General features: G+C 70.6%; 20 protein-coding genes. 13 read left to right on the top strand and 7 right to left on the bottom strand.

From position 1 onward, the window contains the following. Window positions 1-64 precede the first annotated feature (64 nt). Window positions 65-541: a PaaI family thioesterase gene (locus tag IEX89_RS01555; RefSeq protein ID WP_188908778.1), complete on the top strand. Its 477-nt coding sequence runs from the start codon at window positions 65-67 to the stop codon at window positions 539-541. Here the strand turns inward: IEX89_RS01555 and IEX89_RS01550 are convergent. Genes IEX89_RS01550 through IEX89_RS01540 form a run of 3 tightly spaced genes read right to left on the bottom strand, consistent with a single transcriptional unit; the run spans window position 523 to window position 2,563 of the window. Next, window positions 523-1,155: a pyroglutamyl-peptidase I gene (locus IEX89_RS01550; RefSeq protein ID WP_188908776.1), complete on the bottom strand. Its 633-nt coding sequence runs from the start codon at window positions 1,153-1,155 to the stop codon at window positions 523-525. The genes IEX89_RS01555 and IEX89_RS01550 overlap by 19 nt on opposite strands. Continuing rightward, window positions 1,152-1,694, bottom strand: coding sequence for a metallophosphoesterase family protein (locus IEX89_RS01545; protein ID WP_188908774.1), 543 nt, complete (start codon window positions 1,692-1,694; stop codon window positions 1,152-1,154). Before IEX89_RS01545 ends, IEX89_RS01550 begins: the two co-directional genes overlap by 4 nt. 20 nt (window positions 1,695-1,714) lie before the next feature. Continuing rightward, on the bottom strand, window positions 1,715-2,563 hold the full coding sequence (locus tag IEX89_RS01540; RefSeq protein ID WP_188908772.1) for a fumarylacetoacetate hydrolase family protein: 849 nt from the start codon (window positions 2,561-2,563) through the stop codon (window positions 1,715-1,717). A 381-nt stretch (window positions 2,564-2,944) separates the two neighbouring features. On the opposite strand from IEX89_RS01540, the gene IEX89_RS01535 reads away from it, so the two are divergent. From IEX89_RS01535 to IEX89_RS01485, 12 genes are all read left to right on the top strand, one after another. After that, window positions 2,945-4,285 (top strand): OmpP1/FadL family transporter, encoded by a 1,341-nt coding sequence (locus IEX89_RS01535; protein ID WP_188908770.1) that lies wholly within the window; start codon window positions 2,945-2,947, stop codon window positions 4,283-4,285. Window positions 4,286-4,414: 129 nt separating this feature from the next. Next, window positions 4,415-5,509 carry a tRNA preQ1(34) S-adenosylmethionine ribosyltransferase-isomerase QueA gene (queA, locus tag IEX89_RS01530; RefSeq protein WP_188908768.1) on the top strand — a complete coding sequence of 365 codons (1,095 nt, stop codon included), beginning with the start codon at window positions 4,415-4,417 and terminating at the stop codon, window positions 5,507-5,509. Continuing rightward, window positions 5,506-6,084: a hypothetical protein gene (locus IEX89_RS01525; protein WP_188908766.1), complete on the top strand. Its 579-nt coding sequence runs from the start codon at window positions 5,506-5,508 to the stop codon at window positions 6,082-6,084. The genes queA and IEX89_RS01525 overlap by 4 nt, the downstream gene beginning before the upstream one ends. Continuing rightward, window positions 6,081-7,244: a tRNA guanosine(34) transglycosylase Tgt gene (tgt, locus tag IEX89_RS01520; RefSeq protein ID WP_188908764.1), complete on the top strand. Its 1,164-nt coding sequence runs from the start codon at window positions 6,081-6,083 to the stop codon at window positions 7,242-7,244. The genes IEX89_RS01525 and tgt overlap by 4 nt, the downstream gene beginning before the upstream one ends. A gap of 18 nt (window positions 7,245-7,262) precedes the next feature. Then, entirely contained in the window at window positions 7,263-7,592 is a 330-nt protein-coding gene (locus IEX89_RS01515; RefSeq protein ID WP_210317546.1) for a hypothetical protein, read from the top strand. Beyond that, window positions 7,589-7,912 (top strand): type II toxin-antitoxin system RelE/ParE family toxin, encoded by a 324-nt coding sequence (locus tag IEX89_RS01510; protein ID WP_188908762.1) that lies wholly within the window; start codon window positions 7,589-7,591, stop codon window positions 7,910-7,912. The genes IEX89_RS01515 and IEX89_RS01510 overlap by 4 nt, the downstream gene beginning before the upstream one ends. A gap of 158 nt (window positions 7,913-8,070) precedes the next feature. Beyond that, window positions 8,071-9,105 (top strand): phosphate acyltransferase PlsX, encoded by a 1,035-nt coding sequence (plsX, locus tag IEX89_RS01505; protein WP_188908760.1) that lies wholly within the window; start codon window positions 8,071-8,073, stop codon window positions 9,103-9,105. 7 nt (window positions 9,106-9,112) lie between these two features. After that, complete coding sequence (locus tag IEX89_RS01500) at window positions 9,113-10,090, top strand: beta-ketoacyl-ACP synthase III (protein WP_188908758.1); 978 nt, start codon at window positions 9,113-9,115, stop codon at window positions 10,088-10,090. Window positions 10,091-10,183: 93 nt separating this feature from the next. Then, complete coding sequence (locus tag IEX89_RS01495) at window positions 10,184-10,498, top strand: integration host factor subunit alpha (protein WP_188908756.1); 315 nt, start codon at window positions 10,184-10,186, stop codon at window positions 10,496-10,498. 46 nt (window positions 10,499-10,544) lie between these two features. After that, window positions 10,545-11,021 carry a MerR family transcriptional regulator gene (locus IEX89_RS01490; RefSeq protein ID WP_188908754.1) on the top strand — a complete coding sequence of 159 codons (477 nt, stop codon included), beginning with the start codon at window positions 10,545-10,547 and terminating at the stop codon, window positions 11,019-11,021. Window positions 11,022-11,104: 83 nt separating this feature from the next. Continuing rightward, on the top strand, window positions 11,105-11,227 hold the full coding sequence (locus IEX89_RS24590; protein ID WP_280513900.1) for a hypothetical protein: 123 nt from the start codon (window positions 11,105-11,107) through the stop codon (window positions 11,225-11,227). Window positions 11,228-11,330: 103 nt separating this feature from the next. Further along, a complete protein-coding gene (locus IEX89_RS01485) occupies window positions 11,331-12,881 on the top strand; it encodes a 2-isopropylmalate synthase (protein ID WP_188908752.1) in 1,551 nt (516 codons plus the stop codon). Window positions 12,882-12,916: 35 nt separating this feature from the next. On the opposite strand, the gene IEX89_RS01480 is transcribed toward IEX89_RS01485, so the two are convergent. From IEX89_RS01480 to IEX89_RS01465, 4 genes are all read right to left on the bottom strand, one after another. Then, the gene (locus IEX89_RS01480) at window positions 12,917-14,674 is read right to left on the bottom strand and encodes a SulP family inorganic anion transporter (protein WP_188908750.1); all 1,758 of its coding nucleotides are present in this window, start codon (window positions 14,672-14,674) and stop codon (window positions 12,917-12,919) included. Window positions 14,675-14,690: 16 nt separating this feature from the next. Then, window positions 14,691-15,134 (bottom strand): DUF6691 family protein, encoded by a 444-nt coding sequence (locus IEX89_RS01475; protein ID WP_188908748.1) that lies wholly within the window; start codon window positions 15,132-15,134, stop codon window positions 14,691-14,693. A 17-nt stretch (window positions 15,135-15,151) separates the two neighbouring features. Next, a complete protein-coding gene (locus IEX89_RS01470; protein WP_188908746.1) occupies window positions 15,152-15,595 on the bottom strand; it encodes a YeeE/YedE family protein in 444 nt (147 codons plus the stop codon). Between the two features lie 115 nt (window positions 15,596-15,710). Then, on the bottom strand, window positions 15,711-16,616 hold the full coding sequence (locus IEX89_RS01465; RefSeq protein ID WP_188908744.1) for a bifunctional helix-turn-helix domain-containing protein/methylated-DNA--[protein]-cysteine S-methyltransferase: 906 nt from the start codon (window positions 16,614-16,616) through the stop codon (window positions 15,711-15,713). Window positions 16,617-16,625: the final 9 nt, after the last annotated feature.

Below are 16,625 nucleotides of genomic sequence, written 5' to 3'. Positions count from 1 at the left end.
CGCGGCGAGGGCTGGATGCCGTGCGAGCGGGCGCGAGACCCGCCGAGCGAGGGGAGAGTGCCCGATGAGCGAGCCGGCTTCAATCCGCGAGGGCGTGGCCCGGCGCTCGGGGCCCGCTCGCCCGGTGATGAGCCGCGAGGAGGTCGAGGCCTTCCTCGAGCGCGAGTTTCCCGAGATCTATCTCGACGGCCGGATCTGGCACGTGGAGGCGGTCGGCGAGCTCAGCGCCCGCATGCGCCTCGACTTCCATCCCCGCCACGTCCGCCCCGGTGGCACGCTGTCGGGCCCCTCGATGATGACGCTGGCCGACCTCGCGCTCTACGTCGCGGTTCTGGCCAATGTCGGCCCGGTGGCGCTCGCGGTGACGACGAGCCTCTCCTTCAACTTCCTGCGCAAGCCGCCTCAGGCGGCGCTGATCGCCGACACCCGCCTCCTGAAGCTCGGCCGCCGGCTCGCGGTCGGCGAGGTGACCATCACGTCCGCCGCGGGGGGAGGCGAGCCCGTCTGCCACGCGACAGGCACCTACGCGCTGCCGGGGTGAGCCCTTCTGCCCGCCCGCGCCACCATCGCCGTCGCGGCGGCCAGCGCGCGGCGGGTCTGCGCCTCGCTCGGGCGCGCGGACGTGGCGCGGGCCGGGTCGCGCGGCAGCGGAACGTGGACGAAGACGAGCGCGCGCGGACCGCTTTCGGCGAGCGCCGCGTAGGACGAGGCGTTGCAGAGGTAGCGCCCCGCATTGCGAGAGAGCCGCGTCGTACCGGGCGCCGCCGCGTTCATGGCGTGAAGCAGCTGGGGCACGCCGATGCGCGCGCGCCGCACGAACGGCTCGCCCAGCCGATAGGCGAGGCGCGCCGGCAGGCCGCCGGACGCGTCCGGCAGGAGGCGCCCGACCCGGTTCACCGCCCGGGTCTCGATCGTGATCGCCCGCCGCCGCGCGGCGACGCCGAGCATGAGGACGGCGTCGGGGCGGGTCTCTCGGATCGCGGGAAGGAGGATCTCGTCCACCGCGCGCCACGTGGTCGGCAGGACGAGCGCGCGCGCCTCCACGCCCCGTCGCCGCCAGCGCGGATCGGCGGCGAGGCGGCGGGCGAGCCGCTCCGTGGGGTTGCGCGGGACGCCGGGGAAGGGCCCGAAGCCGGTGATCAGGAGGCGGGTCACGGTGTCTTCCTCGCGCGTGCCGGCGGCTTCACCGGCGGCCCGCGGCGGCGACGCGCGCGAATCGTCTCGAGCGTCACCGGCCGGTGGTCCCAGACGTCGACCCCGACGTCGTATTGCCGTGGGATCGGCGTCAGCCGCCCGTGCGAATGGCCGTGCAGGTTCACGACGCCCTTCGAGCCGTCGTGCCAGGTCCGGAACGGGTAATGGCACAGGACGAGCCGCTGGCCGTCGACCGCGATCTCCGCGTAGTGCCCGACGCTCGCCCAGCCGGGCGCCGTCGCGACGCTCTGCGGATCGTTGTTGCCGAGGATCAGGTGCTTCTCGCCCGGCAGCCTCGCGAGGATCTCCGCCGCGCGGCCGGCCGGCCGGTCTCGGGCGAAGTCGCCGAGATGCCAGACGACGTCGTCGTCCCGAACCGTCTCCCGCCAAAGGGCGACGAGTGCCGCGTCGTGCTCCTCCAGCGAGGCGAAGGGACGGCGGTCGATGGCGAGGACGCGTGGATCGGAGAAGTGCGTGTCCGCGGTGAAGTAGACGGTCATCGACCCGCACCCGGCCGCGATCAGCCGGGGAAGGCGCGCACGACCTGCTGCTGCTCGCCGAGCTTCTCGATGCCGAGCCGCACGACGTCGCCCGCCTTCAGGTAGCGCGGCGGCTTCATGCCGAGCCCGACGCCCGGCGGCGTGCCGGTGGTGATGACGTCGCCCGGCTCCAGGATCATGAAGTGGGAGATGTAGGAGACGAGCTGCGCGCAGGAGAAGATCATCGTGCGCGTCGAGCCGGTCTGCATCCGCTCGCCGTTCACGTCGAGGAAAATTCCCAGCTCCTGCGGATCGCCCACCTCGTCGGCGGTGACGAGCCAGGGGCCGAGGGGGCCGAAGGTGGGCGCGGACTTGCCCTTCATCCACTGGCCGCCGCGCTCCATCTGGAATTCGCGCTCGGAGACGTCGTTGCAGACGCAATAGCCGGCGACGTAGTCCAGCGCCTCGTTGGCGGCGACGTAGCTCGCACGGCGGCCGATGACGATGGCGAGCTCGGCCTCCCAGTCGGTCTTCTGCGAGCCCTTGGGCAGCTCGATCGCGTCGTTCGCCCCGACGATGCAGGATGGCGCCTTCGAGAACAGGATCGGCTCGGCGGGGATGGCGGCACCGGTCTCGGCGGCGTGGTCGGCGTAGTTGAGGCCCACCGCGATGAAGTGGCCGACGTCGCCGATGCAGGGGCCGAGCCGCACGCCGTCCGGCGCCTTCGGCAGGCTTTCCGGATCGAGCGTCGCGAGGCGGGTGAGCGACTTCGCCGAGAGGCAGGGCCCGGAGACGTCGGGGATCTCGCCGGAGAGATCGCGGATCGCGCCGTGCGCGTCGATGAGACCCGGGCGTTCCTCGCCCGGCGCGCCGAACCGTACCAGCTTCATGTCGTCCTCCTGGATGCGGGGCGGAGAATGGCGATCCGGGCGCGCCGTGGCAACCGCGCGGATGCGCACGCGCGGACGTGCCGCCGTCCCGGCCGTGCCCGATCTGTGGCGAGCGCGCAACAGAACGCGGCAAAGAGGGCACGGAAAAAAGGCGAGCGGGATCATCGTCCTAGGCGGGAACCTCGCATCCGCGCTCAGCGCATGGGCACAAGCTGCTCAGACGTTTAGCAAATTAAGCCGTCTTCGCTTTGCCGTGAGGTGGCGTGCTCACGGTTACGCTCGGTGGCGGACGCCATCGGGCCGGTTGCAAGGCCCGATCCCGCGGTCGAAGATGGTTCATCTATGAACGAATCGGGCTCGCCCGCAAAACAGGAAACGACCATGGCATCGCTTCGCTCGGCCCTCGTCCTCGCCACGGTGTCCGCGGCTGCTCTCGTCGCCGCGACCAGCGCGAACGCCAGCTCCTTCTCGCTGCGGTCGGGCCAGAGCGCCCAGGGTCTCGGCCTGTCCTTCGCCGGCGGCGCCTCGGGCGGCATCGGCCTGGGCTCCATGGCCTGGAACCCGGCGGCGATCACGCTCTTCCCGGGCCGCAACTCGCAGTTCAACGCCACCTACATCCTGCCGCAGGCGGAATACGACGTGACGGACCCCGTCACGCTCGGCACGGCGCGGCTGCTCGGCCTTCCGGCGGGCACGGGGAACATCGGCGGCAACGGCGCCTTCGTGCCGGCCTCCTACACGAACTTCCAGGTCGGCGACCTCTACCTCGGCTGGACCACGGGCGCGCCCTACGGCCTGAGCTCGAAGCCCGAGACGCAGAACTCCCTCGCGACCTTCTACAATCGCTCCGCCTCGATCCGTACGCTCAACTTCTCGCCGACGATCGGCTGGCGGGTGAACGACATGCTGTCGCTGGGCGCCGCGGTGCAGTTCCAGTACATCGACATCGGCCTCAAGCGCGCGCTGACGCCGATCCCGACCACGATCGCGAGCGTCCCCTCGACGTCGCTCGAGGGCGACGACTTCGCGCTCGGCTTCCGCGTCGGCGCCGTTCTGACGCCGTGGGAGGGCGCGACCTTCGGCATCAGCTACCGCTCGACCATCGAGCACGACCTCTCCGGCACGCTCACCGCCGGCGTCGGCCCGACGGCGGGCATCCCGATCCCGGTGAGCGCGCGCCTGCAGCTGCCCGATTCGATCACGGTCGGTTACTCGCAGGTGCTGAACGATCGCTGGACCGTGCATCTCGGCGGCGAGTGGACGAACTGGAGCGTGTTCGACAACATCCCGATCCGCCTCGCCAACGGCACGGTGCAGAACTTCCTCAACTTCGAGTACGACGACAGCGTCTACCTGTCCGCCGGCGCGGAGTACAAGTGGAACGACCGCCTGACGCTCCGCGCGGGCGTCGCCTACGAGTGGTCGGCGGTGTCGGACCGCGTGCGCACGGTCATCATTTCGGACAACGACCGCCTCTGGCTCTCCGCCGGCGTCGGCTATCAGTTCACCGAGCAGCTGCGCTTCGACGCGTCCTACGCGCACCTCTTCGTGGAGGAGGCGCCGGTGACGCTGACGGCGGCGTCGAACAACCCGTCCTTCCAGCAGCTGCAATACGTCGCCTCCGCCGAGCCGTCGGTCGACATCTTCTCGGTGTCGCTGACCTATCGCTGGGACCGCCCGCAGGCGGCCTCGGCCGTGCCCGGCGGCGTCTACAAGCCCTGAGACCGGCTCGTAGCCGAGAGAGCGCCGGGCGTGCCGGCTTGACCGCGCGGACGGGCGGCGTCACAAGACGCCGCCCCGGGTGACCTCCCGGGTTCCCGCTCCCGGCGAGGCCACCGCGCGAGAGGCCCCATGCGCGTCGACGAATTCGACTTCGAGCTCCCCGAAGACCGCATCGCCCTGCGCCCCGCCGAGCCGCGGGACGCCGCGCGTCTTCTCGTAGTGCGTCCGGGCGAGGACCTCGCCGACCGAACCGTGCGCGACCTCCCCGACCTGCTGGAGCCCGGCGACGTCCTCGTCCTCAACGACACCAAGGTCATCCCGGCGCGCCTTCACGCCCGCCGCACGCGCGGCGAGGCGGTGGCCGGCCTCGAGATCCTGCTGCACAAGCGCGAGGGCGCCGGCCGCTGGCGCGCCTTCGCCCGGCCCGCGAAGAAGCTCGTGCCCGGCGACACGCTCGTCTTCGGGGAGGAGGGGGCGGAGGTCGGCACGCTGGAGGCGCGCGTCGTCGAGAAGGGCGAGGGCGGCGACGTCGTCCTCGATTTCGCGCTCGCCGGGCCCGATCTCGACATGGCCGTCGTGCGCCTCGGCGAGATGCCGCTGCCGCCCTACATCGCCGGCAAGCGGGCGGCGGACGACCGCGACGCATCCGACTACCAGACGATCTACGCCCGCGAGGCCGGGGCCGTGGCCGCACCCACCGCCGGGCTCCACTTCACGGACGATCTCTTCCGCCGCCTGGAAGCGCGCGGAATCGCTCGGCATTTCGTCACGCTGCACGTGGGTGCGGGCACCTTCCTGCCGGTGAAGGCGCAGGACACGACCGAGCACCGCATGCATGCCGAATGGGGGACGATCACGGCGCAGACGGCGGACGCGCTCAACGCCGCGCGGGCGCGCGGCTCGCGGATCGTGGCGGTCGGCACCACCTCGCTGCGGCTTCTCGAGAGCGCGGTCGCGGAAGACGGCACGATCCCGCCGTTTTCGGGCGATACGGACATCTTCATCACGCCGGGCTTCCGCTTCCGCGCCGTGGACGCGCTGATGACGAACTTCCACCTGCCGCGCTCGACCCTGATGATGCTCGTCTGCGCCTTCGCCGGCATCGACACGATGCGCGGCGCCTACGCGCACGCGATCCGAGAGGGCTATCGGTTCTATTCCTTCGGCGATTCGAGCCTGCTGCTTCGCGCACACGACGCCGGCTCGGAGCCGGGGCGATCGTGACGGCGGCAGAGACGGACCTGTTCGGCGCGCCCGCCGGCGACGAGGCGGACGCGAGCCGCGATCTCGACCTGCATTACGCGCTCGCCACGGAGCCGAGCGACGAGGAGGCGGTGCTGCGTCGCCGGGCCTGGGTCGCCGCGACGATCGGCGTGCCTCCGTCGACGCTCGGCACCTACGACCGCACGGCCTATCGCGAGCTCGTCTCGGCCTACGTGACGGGCCGGCACATGAGCTGCATCCTCCTCGCCGGCAGCGTCGTCGAGCGCCACGTCACCCTGGCGCATCGGGTGCTCGGCGGGCGCTGGCGCGGCACGCTCGAGGAGAAGATCGAGCGGCTGCGCGATCTCGACACGCCGATCGGCTTCCTCGTCCCGAAGCTGCGTGCGACCATCGCCGCGGTGCGGGCGCTCGGTGCCGATCTCGACGCGCGCGTCCCGGCGGCCGGCGCCGACGGTCGCGCGCACGATCACGAGGCCCGCCTCGAGCGCGAGGCGCGCGAGGCGCTGCCCGTGGCGATCTTCGTGATGACGCGCCTGCCGGCGCATCTGTTCAAGGTGGCGAAAGGACCAGCATGAGCGAGGAATTCGTCTTCACCGTCGCCGCCCAGGACGGCGCCGCCCGCTCCGGCGAGATCCGCATGCCCCGCGGCGTCATCCGCACGCCGGCCTTCATGCCGGTGGGCACCGCGGCGACCGTGAAGGCCATGTATCCCGATCAGGTGAAGGCGCTCGGCGCCGACGTCGTGCTCGGCAACGTCTATCACCTGATGCTGCGGCCGGGCGCGGAGCGCATCGCGCGGCTCGGCGGGCTGCACGCCTTCATGAACTGGCCCTACCCGATCCTCACCGATTCGGGCGGCTTCCAGGTCATGTCGCTCGCCGGCCTGCGCAAGCTCGACGAGGACGGCGTGACCTTCCAGTCCCACGTCGACGGCTCGATGCATCGGCTCACGCCCGAGCGCGCCATCGAGATCCAGGGGCTGCTCGGCTCCGACATCCAGATGCAGCTCGACGAGTGCGTGAAGCTGCCCAACACGGACGAGGCGGTCGAGAAGGCGATGCGGCTCAGCCTGCGCTGGGCGGAGCGCTGCCGCGTCGCCTTCGGCGAGCAGCCGGGCAAGGCCATGTTCGGCATCGTGCAGGGCGGGGCGGTGGAGCGGCTGCGCGTGGAGAGCGCGCGCGCGCTCGTCGATCTCGACCTGAAGGGCTACGCCATCGGCGGGCTGGCGGTGGGCGAGCCGCAGGACGTCATGCTCGCCATGATCGAGGCGGTGGAGCCCCATCTGCCTGCGACGAAGCCGCGCTACCTCATGGGGGTCGGCACGCCCGACGACATCGTCGAGGCGGTGCGGCGCGGGGTCGACATGTTCGACTGCGTGATGCCCACGCGTGCCGGGCGCCACGGCATGGCCTTCACCCGCCACGGCCGGCTCAACCTCAAGAACGCCAAGCACGCCGAGGACACCCGCCCCCTCGACAAGGGCTCCAAGTGCGAGGCGGCCAACGCCTATTCCCGCGCCTACCTGCACCATCTCGTCCGTTCCAACGAGATCCTCGCCATGATGCTGCTGACCTGGAACAACCTCGCCTATTACCAGGAGCTGATGGCGGGACTGCGCAAGGCCATCCGCGAGAAGCGGCTCGAGGACTTCGTCGCGGAGACGAAGGAGGGCTGGGAGAAGGGCGCGACGGACGAGGGGGCGGAGCCGGTCGCGGAGGGGGGTGTGGACGCGTGAGGTCTGAAAGCGTGGGGCTTGGATCGCCTTGCCGCCGACGGGCGTTTGCGGTATGAATTAGTCATACCATCGGAGCGCAAGATGACGATCAAGACGACATTGAGCTTCACCGAGCGCCATCACCGGTTCCTGATGGAGCAGGTGGAGAGCGGCGTCTTCGCGACGGCGAGCGCCGGTGTCGCGGCCGCGGTCGAGGACATGATGCGAGCGGAAGAGGAACGTCGGCTCATGCTCGCCGCGATGGCGGACGTCATTCGCGAGCGAATGGCGACGCCTCTGGAGGAATACGTGGACGCGGACGAGGCGTTCGCCGCGATCTCCGCCGAGCTCGGGCTGGATGACGAGTGAAGCGTTACGAGGTTCGGCTCCATCCGCGGGTCGCTGACGACTTCCGCGCTATCGAGCGCAGCATGAAGCCGCACGCTGGCGCGGCGACCACGAAGCTGATCCTCCGCGAGCTGCGTCAAGCGACCTTCGCGCTCGCCGACACGCCGCACCGCGGTACCGTCAGGAACGAGCTCTTTTCGGGCCTGCGCGTCATCGGGGCTGGCCTGCGCGGCTCGATCGCCTTCAGCGTGGACGACGCGCAGGGCGAGGTCTTCGTCCACATCGTGTCCTACGGCGGCTTCGATTGGGAAGCGCGCGTCCGAGATCGACGCAGGCACTGATCCGGGGCAGCTCACCTGCGGGCGTTCCCGAGCGCTGCCGGAGATTTCGGTTGCGGCGACGGAACGGGTCGCTATGGTCCGGGCTCCTCGACCGGGCTCCGCGACGAGGCGGCCCGGCTTCCCCCACGCCCTCACGCGAGACGACGCGCCCGTTGACGATGACGAAGACGATCCGGATCTCGCTCGACGCCATGGGCGGCGACCACGGCCCTTCCGTGGTGGTTCCCGGGGCCGCGCTCGCGCTGGAGCGTCATCCCGGCATGCGCTTCGTCATGCACGGGGACGAGGCGGTCGTGCGCCCGATCCTCGACGCGCATCCCAAGCTCAGGGAGGCGACGGAGCTGCGCCACGCCGCCGTCTCGGTGAAGATGGACGACAAGCCGAGCCAGGCGCTGCGGGTGGGGCGCTACAAGTCCTCCATGTGGCTGGCGCTGCAGGCGGTTCGCGACGGCGACGCGCAGGTCTGCGTGTCCGCGGGCAATACCGGCGCGCTGATGGCGATGTCGATGTTCTGCCTCAAGACCATGCCGCAGGTGGACCGCCCGGCGATCGCCGCGATCTGGCCCACGACGCGGGGCGAGTCGATCGTGCTCGACGTCGGCGCTTCGATCGGCGCGGATGCGAGCCACTACGTGAACCTCGCCGTGCTCGGCGCGGCCATGGCGCGGATCGTGTTCGACCTCGACCGGCCGCTGGTCGGGCTTCTCAACGTGGGCCGCGAGGAGATCAAGGGGATCGAGGCGGTGAAGGAGGCCTCGCGCATGCTGCGGGAGGCGAACTTCCCGCACCTGACTTATCACGGCTTCGTGGAAGGCGACGACATCGGCAAGGGCACGGTGGATGTCGTCGTCACCGAGGGCTTCACCGGCAACATCGCGCTCAAGACCGCCGAGGGCACGGCCAAGCAGCTCGGCGAGTACCTGCGCGGCGCCATGAGCCGAACCCTGATGGCGAAGATCGGTTACCTCTTCGCCAAGAGCGCGTTCGACGCGCTGCGCGCCAAGATGGACCCGAGCCGGGCCAATGGCGGCGTGTTCCTCGGCCTCGAGGGCGTCGTCATCAAGAGCCACGGGGGCGCGGACGCGAAGGGCGTCGCGTCGGCGATCGACATCGCCTACGACATGGCGCATTTCGACCTGATGCGTACGATCAGGGACATGCTCGAAGAATCGCCGGCGGTGCCGCCGGCGTGAGGACCGAATGATGAAGCTGCGTTCCGTGGTGAGGGGCTGCGGCTCCTATCTTCCGCCGAAGATGGTGCCGAACGCCGATCTCGAGGGAATCGTCGAGACCTCGGACGAGTGGATCGTGCAGCGCACGGGCATCCGCGCTCGCCACATCGCCGCCGAGGGCGAGACCACCTCGACGCTGGGCCTCGCCGCGGCGAAGGCCGCGCTCGCCGATGCCGGCATGAGCGCCGACGACATCGACTTGATCGTGTGCGCCACCTCGACACCCGACCACACCTTCCCCTCCACCGCGACGATGATCCAGGCCGGGCTCGGCATGCATCACGGCGCGGCCTTCGACGTGCAGGCGGTGTGCACCGGCTTCGTCTACGCGGTCGCCGTCGCCGACAAGTTCCTCGCCACCGGCTCGGCGCGTCGCGCGCTGGTGATCGGCGCGGAGACCTTCTCGCGCATCCTCGACTGGACGGACCGCACGACCTGCGTGCTCTTCGGCGACGGCGCCGGCGCCATCGTGCTCGAGGCGCAGGAGGGGCAGGGCACGAGCGCCGATCGCGGCGTGCTCACGACGCAGCTGCGCTCCGACGGACGCTATCGCGACAAGCTCTACGTCGACGGCGGGCCCGGCTCCACGGGCACGACGGGCCATCTGCGCATGGAAGGCCGCGACGTCTTCCGCTTCGCGGTGGGCATGGTGACGGACGTGGTCGAGGCCGCCTTCGAGGCGACGGGGACGAGCGCGCAGGAGCTCTCCTGGTTCGTGCCCCACCAGGCCAACAAGCGCATCATCGACGCCTCCGCGGACAAGCTGGGCATCGCCCGCGAGAAGGTGGTCGTCACGGTGGACCGCCACGGCAACACGTCCGCGGCCTCGATCCCGCTCGCCCTCGACGTGGCGCGCAAGGACGGGCGGATCATGGACGGCGACCTGGTGATGCTCGAAGCTATCGGCGGTGGATTCACGTGGGGCAGCGCCCTCATCCGCTGGTAGCATACATCCGATTTCCATCCCGCGCGCTGTTGATTCGGCTCGCGGCACGGCCTAGCGTTCGACGACGCGAGCGGGCGAGGAGGGGGCTCATCGATGGCGGGACGGACGGTGACGCGCGCGGATCTGTGCGAGGCGGTGTACCAGCGCGTCGGTCTGTCACGAACGGAATCGGCCGAGCTCGTCGAATCGGTCCTCGCCGAGATCTGTGATTGCCTGGAGCGCGGCGAGACCGTGAAGCTCTCCTCGTTCGGGTCCTTCGTCGTGCGCGAGAAGGGCGAGCGGATGGGCCGCAATCCCAAGACCGGCGTGCAGGTGCCCATCGAGCCGCGGCGCGTCATGGTCTTCAAGCCCTCCAACGTCCTCAAGGGCCGCATCAACGGCGAGGTCGTGAAGGACGGCGAGGACTGATATCCTCGCGCTCGCGCGCAGCAGGGACGCGCAGGGGAGGGGCCGCATGGACAAGGGACCGGACGCCTTCCGCACCATCAGCGAGGTCGCCGAGGATCTCGACGTGCCCCAGCACGTGCTGCGCTTCTGGGAGACGAAGTTCGCGCAGATCAAGCCGCTCAAGCGCGGCGGCGGCCGGCGCTTCTACCGGCCCGAGGACGTCGATCTCCTGCGCGGCATCCGCCATCTCCTCTACGGCGAGGGCTACACGATCAAGGGCGTGCAGCGCATCCTCAAGACCGAGGGCGTGCGCTTCGCCGCCGCCGTCGGTCGGGGCGAGGCCAAGGTCGAGCCCTCGCTCACCGGGGACGGTGCCGAGGCCGAGCGCGGTGCCGATTCGGCGGAGGAGGCGGCCTTCGCCAGCGACGAGCGCGACACGCTCCTCTCCGACGAAGCCGCGCGCACGCTGCGCGGCGCGCTCGACGAGCTGATGGAATGCGAGCGGCTGCTGTCCGCTTTGCGCGAGCCGGCGGACGGCGCGTAACGGGGTTGCGGGGAAGCCCGCGCCCTTGTACAAGACGTGCGCCCCGCCGCCTTCGCGGCGTCGATCGAGACGAGGAGAGAGCCTTGGCCACGGCCGGCTCCCATCGCAACAGCCCCATCGCCGCGCCGGCCACCGGCGCGCTGGCGCTCGCGCGTCCTCTGTCGCGTTCCCTCGACCTCGGCCTTCTGCTCCTTATCAGCCCCTGAGGGCCGTCCGGGCGCGCGCCTGGGCTCTCAGGGGTGATCGAGACGACGAGCCGGCGCCCGCGTGCGCCGAAGATCCGATCAGACGAGACAGCAGAGAACGACCATGTCCAACGACCAGAACCGCGTCCTGATCTTCGACACCACCTTGCGCGACGGCGAGCAGTGCCCCGGCGCGACCATGACGCTGGAGGAGAAGCTCGAGGTCGCCGAGCTCCTCGACGAGATGGGCGTCGACATCATCGAGGCGGGCTTCCCCATCGCCTCCATCGGCGATTTCGAGGCCGTGTCCGAGATCGCCCGCCGGGTGAAGCGCGCCGTCGTCGCCGGCCTGTCGCGCGCCAATCCCAAGGACATCGAGCGTGCCGGCGAGGCCGTGCGCCACGCGGTGCGCCCGCGCATCCACACCTTCATCTCCACCTCGCCCGTCCACATGAAGTACAAGCTCCAGAAGGAGCCCGACGACGTGCTGGCGCTGGTCATCGACCAGGTGACGCGCGCGCGAAACCTCGTCGACGACGTCGAGTGGTCGGCCGAGGACGGCACGCGTACCGAGATGGACTTCCTGTGCCGCTGCGTCGAGGCCGCCATCAAGGCCGGCGCCACGACGATCAACATCCCCGACACCGTGGGCTACACCACGCCCGAGGAATACCGCACGCTGTTCGAGACCGTACGCGGGCGGGTGCCGAACGCCGACAAGGCGATCTTCTCGGTCCATTGCCACAACGACCTCGGCATGGCGGTGGCGAACACGCTCGCGGGCGTCAACGGCGGCGCGCGGCAGATCGAGTGCACGATCAACGGCATCGGCGAGCGCGCGGGCAACGCGGCGCTGGAGGAGATCGTGATGGCGATCAAGACCCGCGCCGACGCCTTCCCCTACGAGACCGGCATCGACACGACGATGTTGACCCGCGCCTCCAAGGTCGTCGCCAACGCGACCTCGTTCCCGGTGCAGTACAACAAGGCCATCGTCGGCCGCAATGCCTTCGCGCACGAGAGCGGCATCCACCAGGACGGCATGCTCAAGCACACACAGACCTACGAGATCATGACCCCCGAGAGCGTGGGCGTCACCAAGACCTCGCTCGTCATGGGCAAGCATTCGGGCCGCAACGCCTTCCGCTCCAAGCTCGCGGAGCTGGGCTACAAGCTCTCCGACAACGAGCTGCAGGACGCCTTCGACCGGTTCAAGGCGCTCGCCGACCGCAAGAAGCACGTCTACGACGAGGACATCGAGGCGCTCGTCGACGAGCGTCTGGCCACCGCACACGACCGCATCAAGCTCGTCTCGCTCTCCGTCATCGCGGGCACCCGCGGGCCGCAGCGCGCGACGATGAAGCTCGAGATCGAGGGTCGCGTCCAGACCGAGGAGGCCGACGGCAACGGGCCGGTCGACGCCGTCTTCAACGCCATCCACGCGCTCGCCCCGCACGAGGCGACGCTGGAGCTCTACCAGGTCCACGCCGTGACCGAGGGAACGGACGCGCAGGCGGAAGTCTCCGTGCGCCTGAACTCCGGCGGACGCTCCGTCACCGGCCGCGGCGCGGACCCGGATACGCTGGTGGCTTCGGCGAAGGCGTATCTCGCCGCGCTCAACAAGATCATCGCCCGCGGCGAGGGGCTCCACGCCCAGCACGCCGCGGCCGAGTGATCGCCGGGGCGGAGTGAACGCCCGCTCCCGCCGCCTCAGGCGGCCACGCTCTCGCCCCGTGTCGCCGCGCGCGTCAGCGCGGGCGAGAGCGCGCTCATCGCCTGGTGCTGGGTGAGGTAGACCGCGCCCGTCAGGTGCTCGACGAAATGCGAGCGGGCGAGGCGGTCCATCACCGGGCCCTTCACCTCGGAGAGGTGGAGGGCGATGCCCTGCGCCTCGAGCCGGTGCATGATCAGCTCGAGGCTCTCGAGCGCGCTCATGTCGATCTCGTTGATCGCCGTGCATTGGAGGACGACGTGCGCCAGCGCGGGGCGCCCGGCGACCTCCTCCAGCACGAATTCCTCGGTGGCGCGGGCATTGGCGAAGTTCAGGCTCTCGTCGATGCGCAGCGAGAGCACACGCTCGTCCGTCACGACCCGATGGCGCTTGACGTTGCGGAAATGCTCCGTGCCCGGCACCTGGCCGACGATGGCGATGTGCGGGCGCGAGGTGCGCCACAGAAGAAGCGCGATCGACAGGGCGACGCCGGTGAGAATTCCGGCCTCCACGCCGAAGCCGAGGGTGACGAGGATCGTCGCCAGCATCGGCGCGAAGTCGTGCCGCGAATAGGTCCAGGCGCGCTTCAAGGCGCCGAGGTCCACGAGGCTGAGCACGGCGACGACGATCGTCGCCGCCAAGGTCGCGATCGGGAGGTAGTGGAGGAGCGGCGTCAGGAAGAGCGAGGCCAGCGCGATGCCGATCGCCGTGAAGGCGCCCGCCGCCGGCGTCTCGGCGCCCGCGTCGAAATTAACCACCGAGCGCGCGAAGCCGCCGGTCACCGGGTAGCCGCCGGAGAAGGCGGAGGCGACGTTCGCCGCGCCCAGCCCGATCAGCTCCTGGTTCGGCACGATGGATTGGCGGCGCTTGGCGGCGAGCGTCTGCGCCACCGAGACCGATTCGACGAAGCCGATGACGGAGATGAGGAGCGCCGGCGCGATCAGCGAGACGAGGAGGCTCGTCTCCACCACGGGCAGCGCGAGCGGCGGCAGACCGGCGGGTACGTCGCCGACGATGGCGACGCCCTTCTCGTCGAGCGAGAGCACGACGACGGAGAGGATGCTCGCCGCGACCGCGATCACCGGCCCGGCACGCGCGACGAGGCCCGCCGCGTAGTCCGACAGGCCGAGCCGGCGCAACGCCGGCTTCAGGCCGGAGCGCACCCAGAACAGGAAGGCGGTGGCGCTCGCGCCGATGGCGAGCGTCCAGGGGTTCGTCTGCGGCAGCGCCGCGACGAGCGCCGTGCCGACCTCGAGGAGCGTATGCCCGCCCGCCGAGACGCCGAGGAGGTGCTTGAGCTGCGAGGCCGCGATGATCAGCCCGGACGCGGTGATGAAGCCGGAGATCACCGGGTGGGAGAGCAGGTTGGCGATGAAGCCCAGGCGGAAGATGCCGAGCGCGATCAGCATGGCGCCGGACATCAATGCCAAAGCCGCGGCGGCCACGACGTATTCAGCGCTCCCCGGCGTCGCGACCTCGGAGAGGGCGGCCGCCGTGAGCAGCGAGACCACCGCCACGGGTCCCACGGCGAGCGCGCGGCTCGTGCCGAAGACCGCGTAGGCGACGAGCGGCAGGATCGAGGCGTAGAGCCCCACGACCGGCGGCAGGCCCGCCAGCAGCGCATAAGCGAGCGATTGCGGGATCAGCATGATGGTCACGATCGCGGCCGCCACGAGATCGCTCGTGAAGGTCCGCGTGTCGTAGCGCCGTCCCCAGTCGAGGATCGGCACGTATCGCGACAGGCCGGTGCGGGTCATGACCTCTCCTTCGCGCTCAGCGCCCGGGGAGGGCGGCGCCGGTTGCGGCGCGAGCCTCGCGCACCTTCACGCCGGCCCAAAGCCCGAGGATCATCATCGGCACGAAGACGAGCGTGCCCGGTGCCATCAGCGGCAGCGCGGTGATGGCGGGCCCGGGGCAGAAGCCGCCGAGCCCCCAGCCGACTCCGAACACCACCGCGCCCGTCAGCAGGCGCCCGTCGACGAGGCGCGTGCCCGGCAGATCGAACCGCTCCATCAGCACAGGCGCGCGGCGGCGCAGCACGAGGCGAAAGCCGAGGAAGGTGACGAGAACCGCGCCGCCCATGACGAAGGCGAGGCTCGGGTCCCACGTGCCGAAGAGATCGAGGAAGTCGAGCACCTTGGCGGGGTCCGCCATGCCCGAGACGACGAGGCCGATCCCGAAGAGGAGGCCCGCGAGGAAGCCGACGAGGCTGCGCATGAGAGGTCTCCCGGTCTTCAGCCGACGACGTGGCGCACGAGGAACACGGTGGCGATCGCCGCCGCCATGAAGGTGAGGACGGACACGAGGGAGCGCGGCGAGAGCCGTGCGAGCCCGCACACGCCGTGCCCGGACGTGCAGCCCGAGCCCAGCGCCGAGCCGAAGCCCACCAGAAGCCCCGCGACGGCCATCAGCGGCAGGTCGTCGGAGACGGTCTGCGCGACCGCCTCGCCGGTGGCGAGCCACATGGCCGGTGACGCCGCGAGGAGCCCGGCGATGAAGGCGAAGCGCCAGTTGCGGTCCGCGGAAGGGACAGACACGGCGCTGATCGCCCGGGCGACGACGCCGATGATCCCGGCGATGCGCCCGAGGAAGAGCATGAGGAGGACGGAGGAGAGGCCGATGAGGGCGCCGCCGGCGAGCGCGGCGAGCGGCGTGAAATCTGTCGTGACGGGAGGCAAGGCGACGGCTCCGGGACGGGGGACGATCTCGGGTGAGGCGTGCCTGCAAGCGAGCGGCGCCTCCTGCCGCTTTAATATGAGTGATAACTAATTTAGTCAAGCCTAACGATGTGGCTCACGCCATGCGTCCCGCCTCCCAGCCGAGGATCGCCTGCTTGCGCGTGAGGCCCCAATGATAGCCCGTCAGCGCGCCCGAGCGCCCGACGACGCGGTGGCAGGGCACGACGAAGGAGATCGGGTTGCGCCCCACCGCCGCGCCGACGGCGCGGGCGGCCTTGGGGCTCCCGATCTTCTCGGCGACGGCGGAATAGGTCGTCGCGCGGCCGAAGGGGATGCCGAGCAGCGTGCGCCAGACGCGCACCTCGAAATCCGTGCCGATGAGGACGATGTCGAGGGGCTGGTCGGGGCGCCAGCGCTCCGGCTCGAAGACGCGCGCGGGATAGGACGAGGTGGCGGCGTCGTCGCGCACGAAGTCGGCGTTCGGCCAGCGCCGGCGCATGTCCGCGAGCGCGCCGTCGCGGTCGGCGTCGTCGACGAAGCCGAGCCCAGCGAGGCCGCGGGGCGTCGCCACCACGATCGCCTCGCCGAAGGGGGAGGGGTGGTAGCCGTAGGAGAGGACGAGCCCCGCGCCCTTGGCCTTGTAGTCGCCCGGCGTCATTGCCTCGTGAGTGACGAAGAGGTCGTGCAGCCGCGCGGGCCCGGAGAGCCCGAGCTCGAGCGTCGCGTCGAGCAGGCTCGCCTCCGCGTCGAGGAGCCGCTTGGCGTGATCGAGCGTCACCGCCTGCAGGAAGGCCTTGGGCGAGAGCCCGGCCCAGCGCCGGAAGAGGTGGTGCACGTGGCTCGTCGAGAGCCCCACATGGTCCGCGATCGATTCCAGCGAAGGCTGGTCGCGCCAGTTCTCCGAGATGAAGGCGATGATCCGGCGCACCACGTCGTAGTCAGCGCAGGCGCTCATCGGCGTCGGCGCGTCCTCGAGGGCGCGCGACGTCTGCGGGTCCAGTGTGCGGGCGATCTCGAGCATGGGCGAACT

Source organism: Salinarimonas ramus (genome assembly GCF_014645695.1).
Classification (GTDB): domain Bacteria; phylum Pseudomonadota; class Alphaproteobacteria; order Rhizobiales; family Beijerinckiaceae; genus Salinarimonas; species Salinarimonas ramus.
The sequence above is the reverse complement of the archived record's forward strand: the minus strand, read 5'-3'. Positions and strand labels throughout refer to the sequence as shown.

What these genes read in the sequence shown, in the direction of transcription:
- IEX89_RS01555 (WP_188908778.1), top strand. Translation starts at nt 65, where the DNA reads ATGAGCGAGCCGGCTTCAATCCGCGAGGGCGTGGCCCGGCGCTCGGGG.
- IEX89_RS01485 (WP_188908752.1), top strand. Translation starts at nt 11,331, where the DNA reads ATGTCCAACGACCAGAACCGCGTCCTGATCTTCGACACCACCTTGCGC.
- IEX89_RS01495 (WP_188908756.1), top strand. Translation starts at nt 10,184, where the DNA reads ATGGCGGGACGGACGGTGACGCGCGCGGATCTGTGCGAGGCGGTGTAC.
- tgt (WP_188908764.1), top strand. Translation starts at nt 6,081, where the DNA reads ATGAGCGAGGAATTCGTCTTCACCGTCGCCGCCCAGGACGGCGCCGCC.
- IEX89_RS01545 (WP_188908774.1), bottom strand. Translation starts at nt 1,694, where the DNA reads ATGACCGTCTACTTCACCGCGGACACGCACTTCTCCGATCCACGCGTC.
- IEX89_RS01535 (WP_188908770.1), top strand. Translation starts at nt 2,945, where the DNA reads ATGGCATCGCTTCGCTCGGCCCTCGTCCTCGCCACGGTGTCCGCGGCT.
- plsX (WP_188908760.1), top strand. Translation starts at nt 8,071, where the DNA reads ATGACGAAGACGATCCGGATCTCGCTCGACGCCATGGGCGGCGACCAC.
- IEX89_RS01480 (WP_188908750.1), bottom strand. Translation starts at nt 14,674, where the DNA reads ATGACCCGCACCGGCCTGTCGCGATACGTGCCGATCCTCGACTGGGGA.
- IEX89_RS01465 (WP_188908744.1), bottom strand. Translation starts at nt 16,616, where the DNA reads ATGCTCGAGATCGCCCGCACACTGGACCCGCAGACGTCGCGCGCCCTC.
- IEX89_RS01500 (WP_188908758.1), top strand. Translation starts at nt 9,113, where the DNA reads ATGATGAAGCTGCGTTCCGTGGTGAGGGGCTGCGGCTCCTATCTTCCG.
- IEX89_RS01490 (WP_188908754.1), top strand. Translation starts at nt 10,545, where the DNA reads ATGGACAAGGGACCGGACGCCTTCCGCACCATCAGCGAGGTCGCCGAG.
- IEX89_RS01475 (WP_188908748.1), bottom strand. Translation starts at nt 15,134, where the DNA reads ATGCGCAGCCTCGTCGGCTTCCTCGCGGGCCTCCTCTTCGGGATCGGC.
- IEX89_RS01540 (WP_188908772.1), bottom strand. Translation starts at nt 2,563, where the DNA reads ATGAAGCTGGTACGGTTCGGCGCGCCGGGCGAGGAACGCCCGGGTCTC.
- queA (WP_188908768.1), top strand. Translation starts at nt 4,415, where the DNA reads ATGCGCGTCGACGAATTCGACTTCGAGCTCCCCGAAGACCGCATCGCC.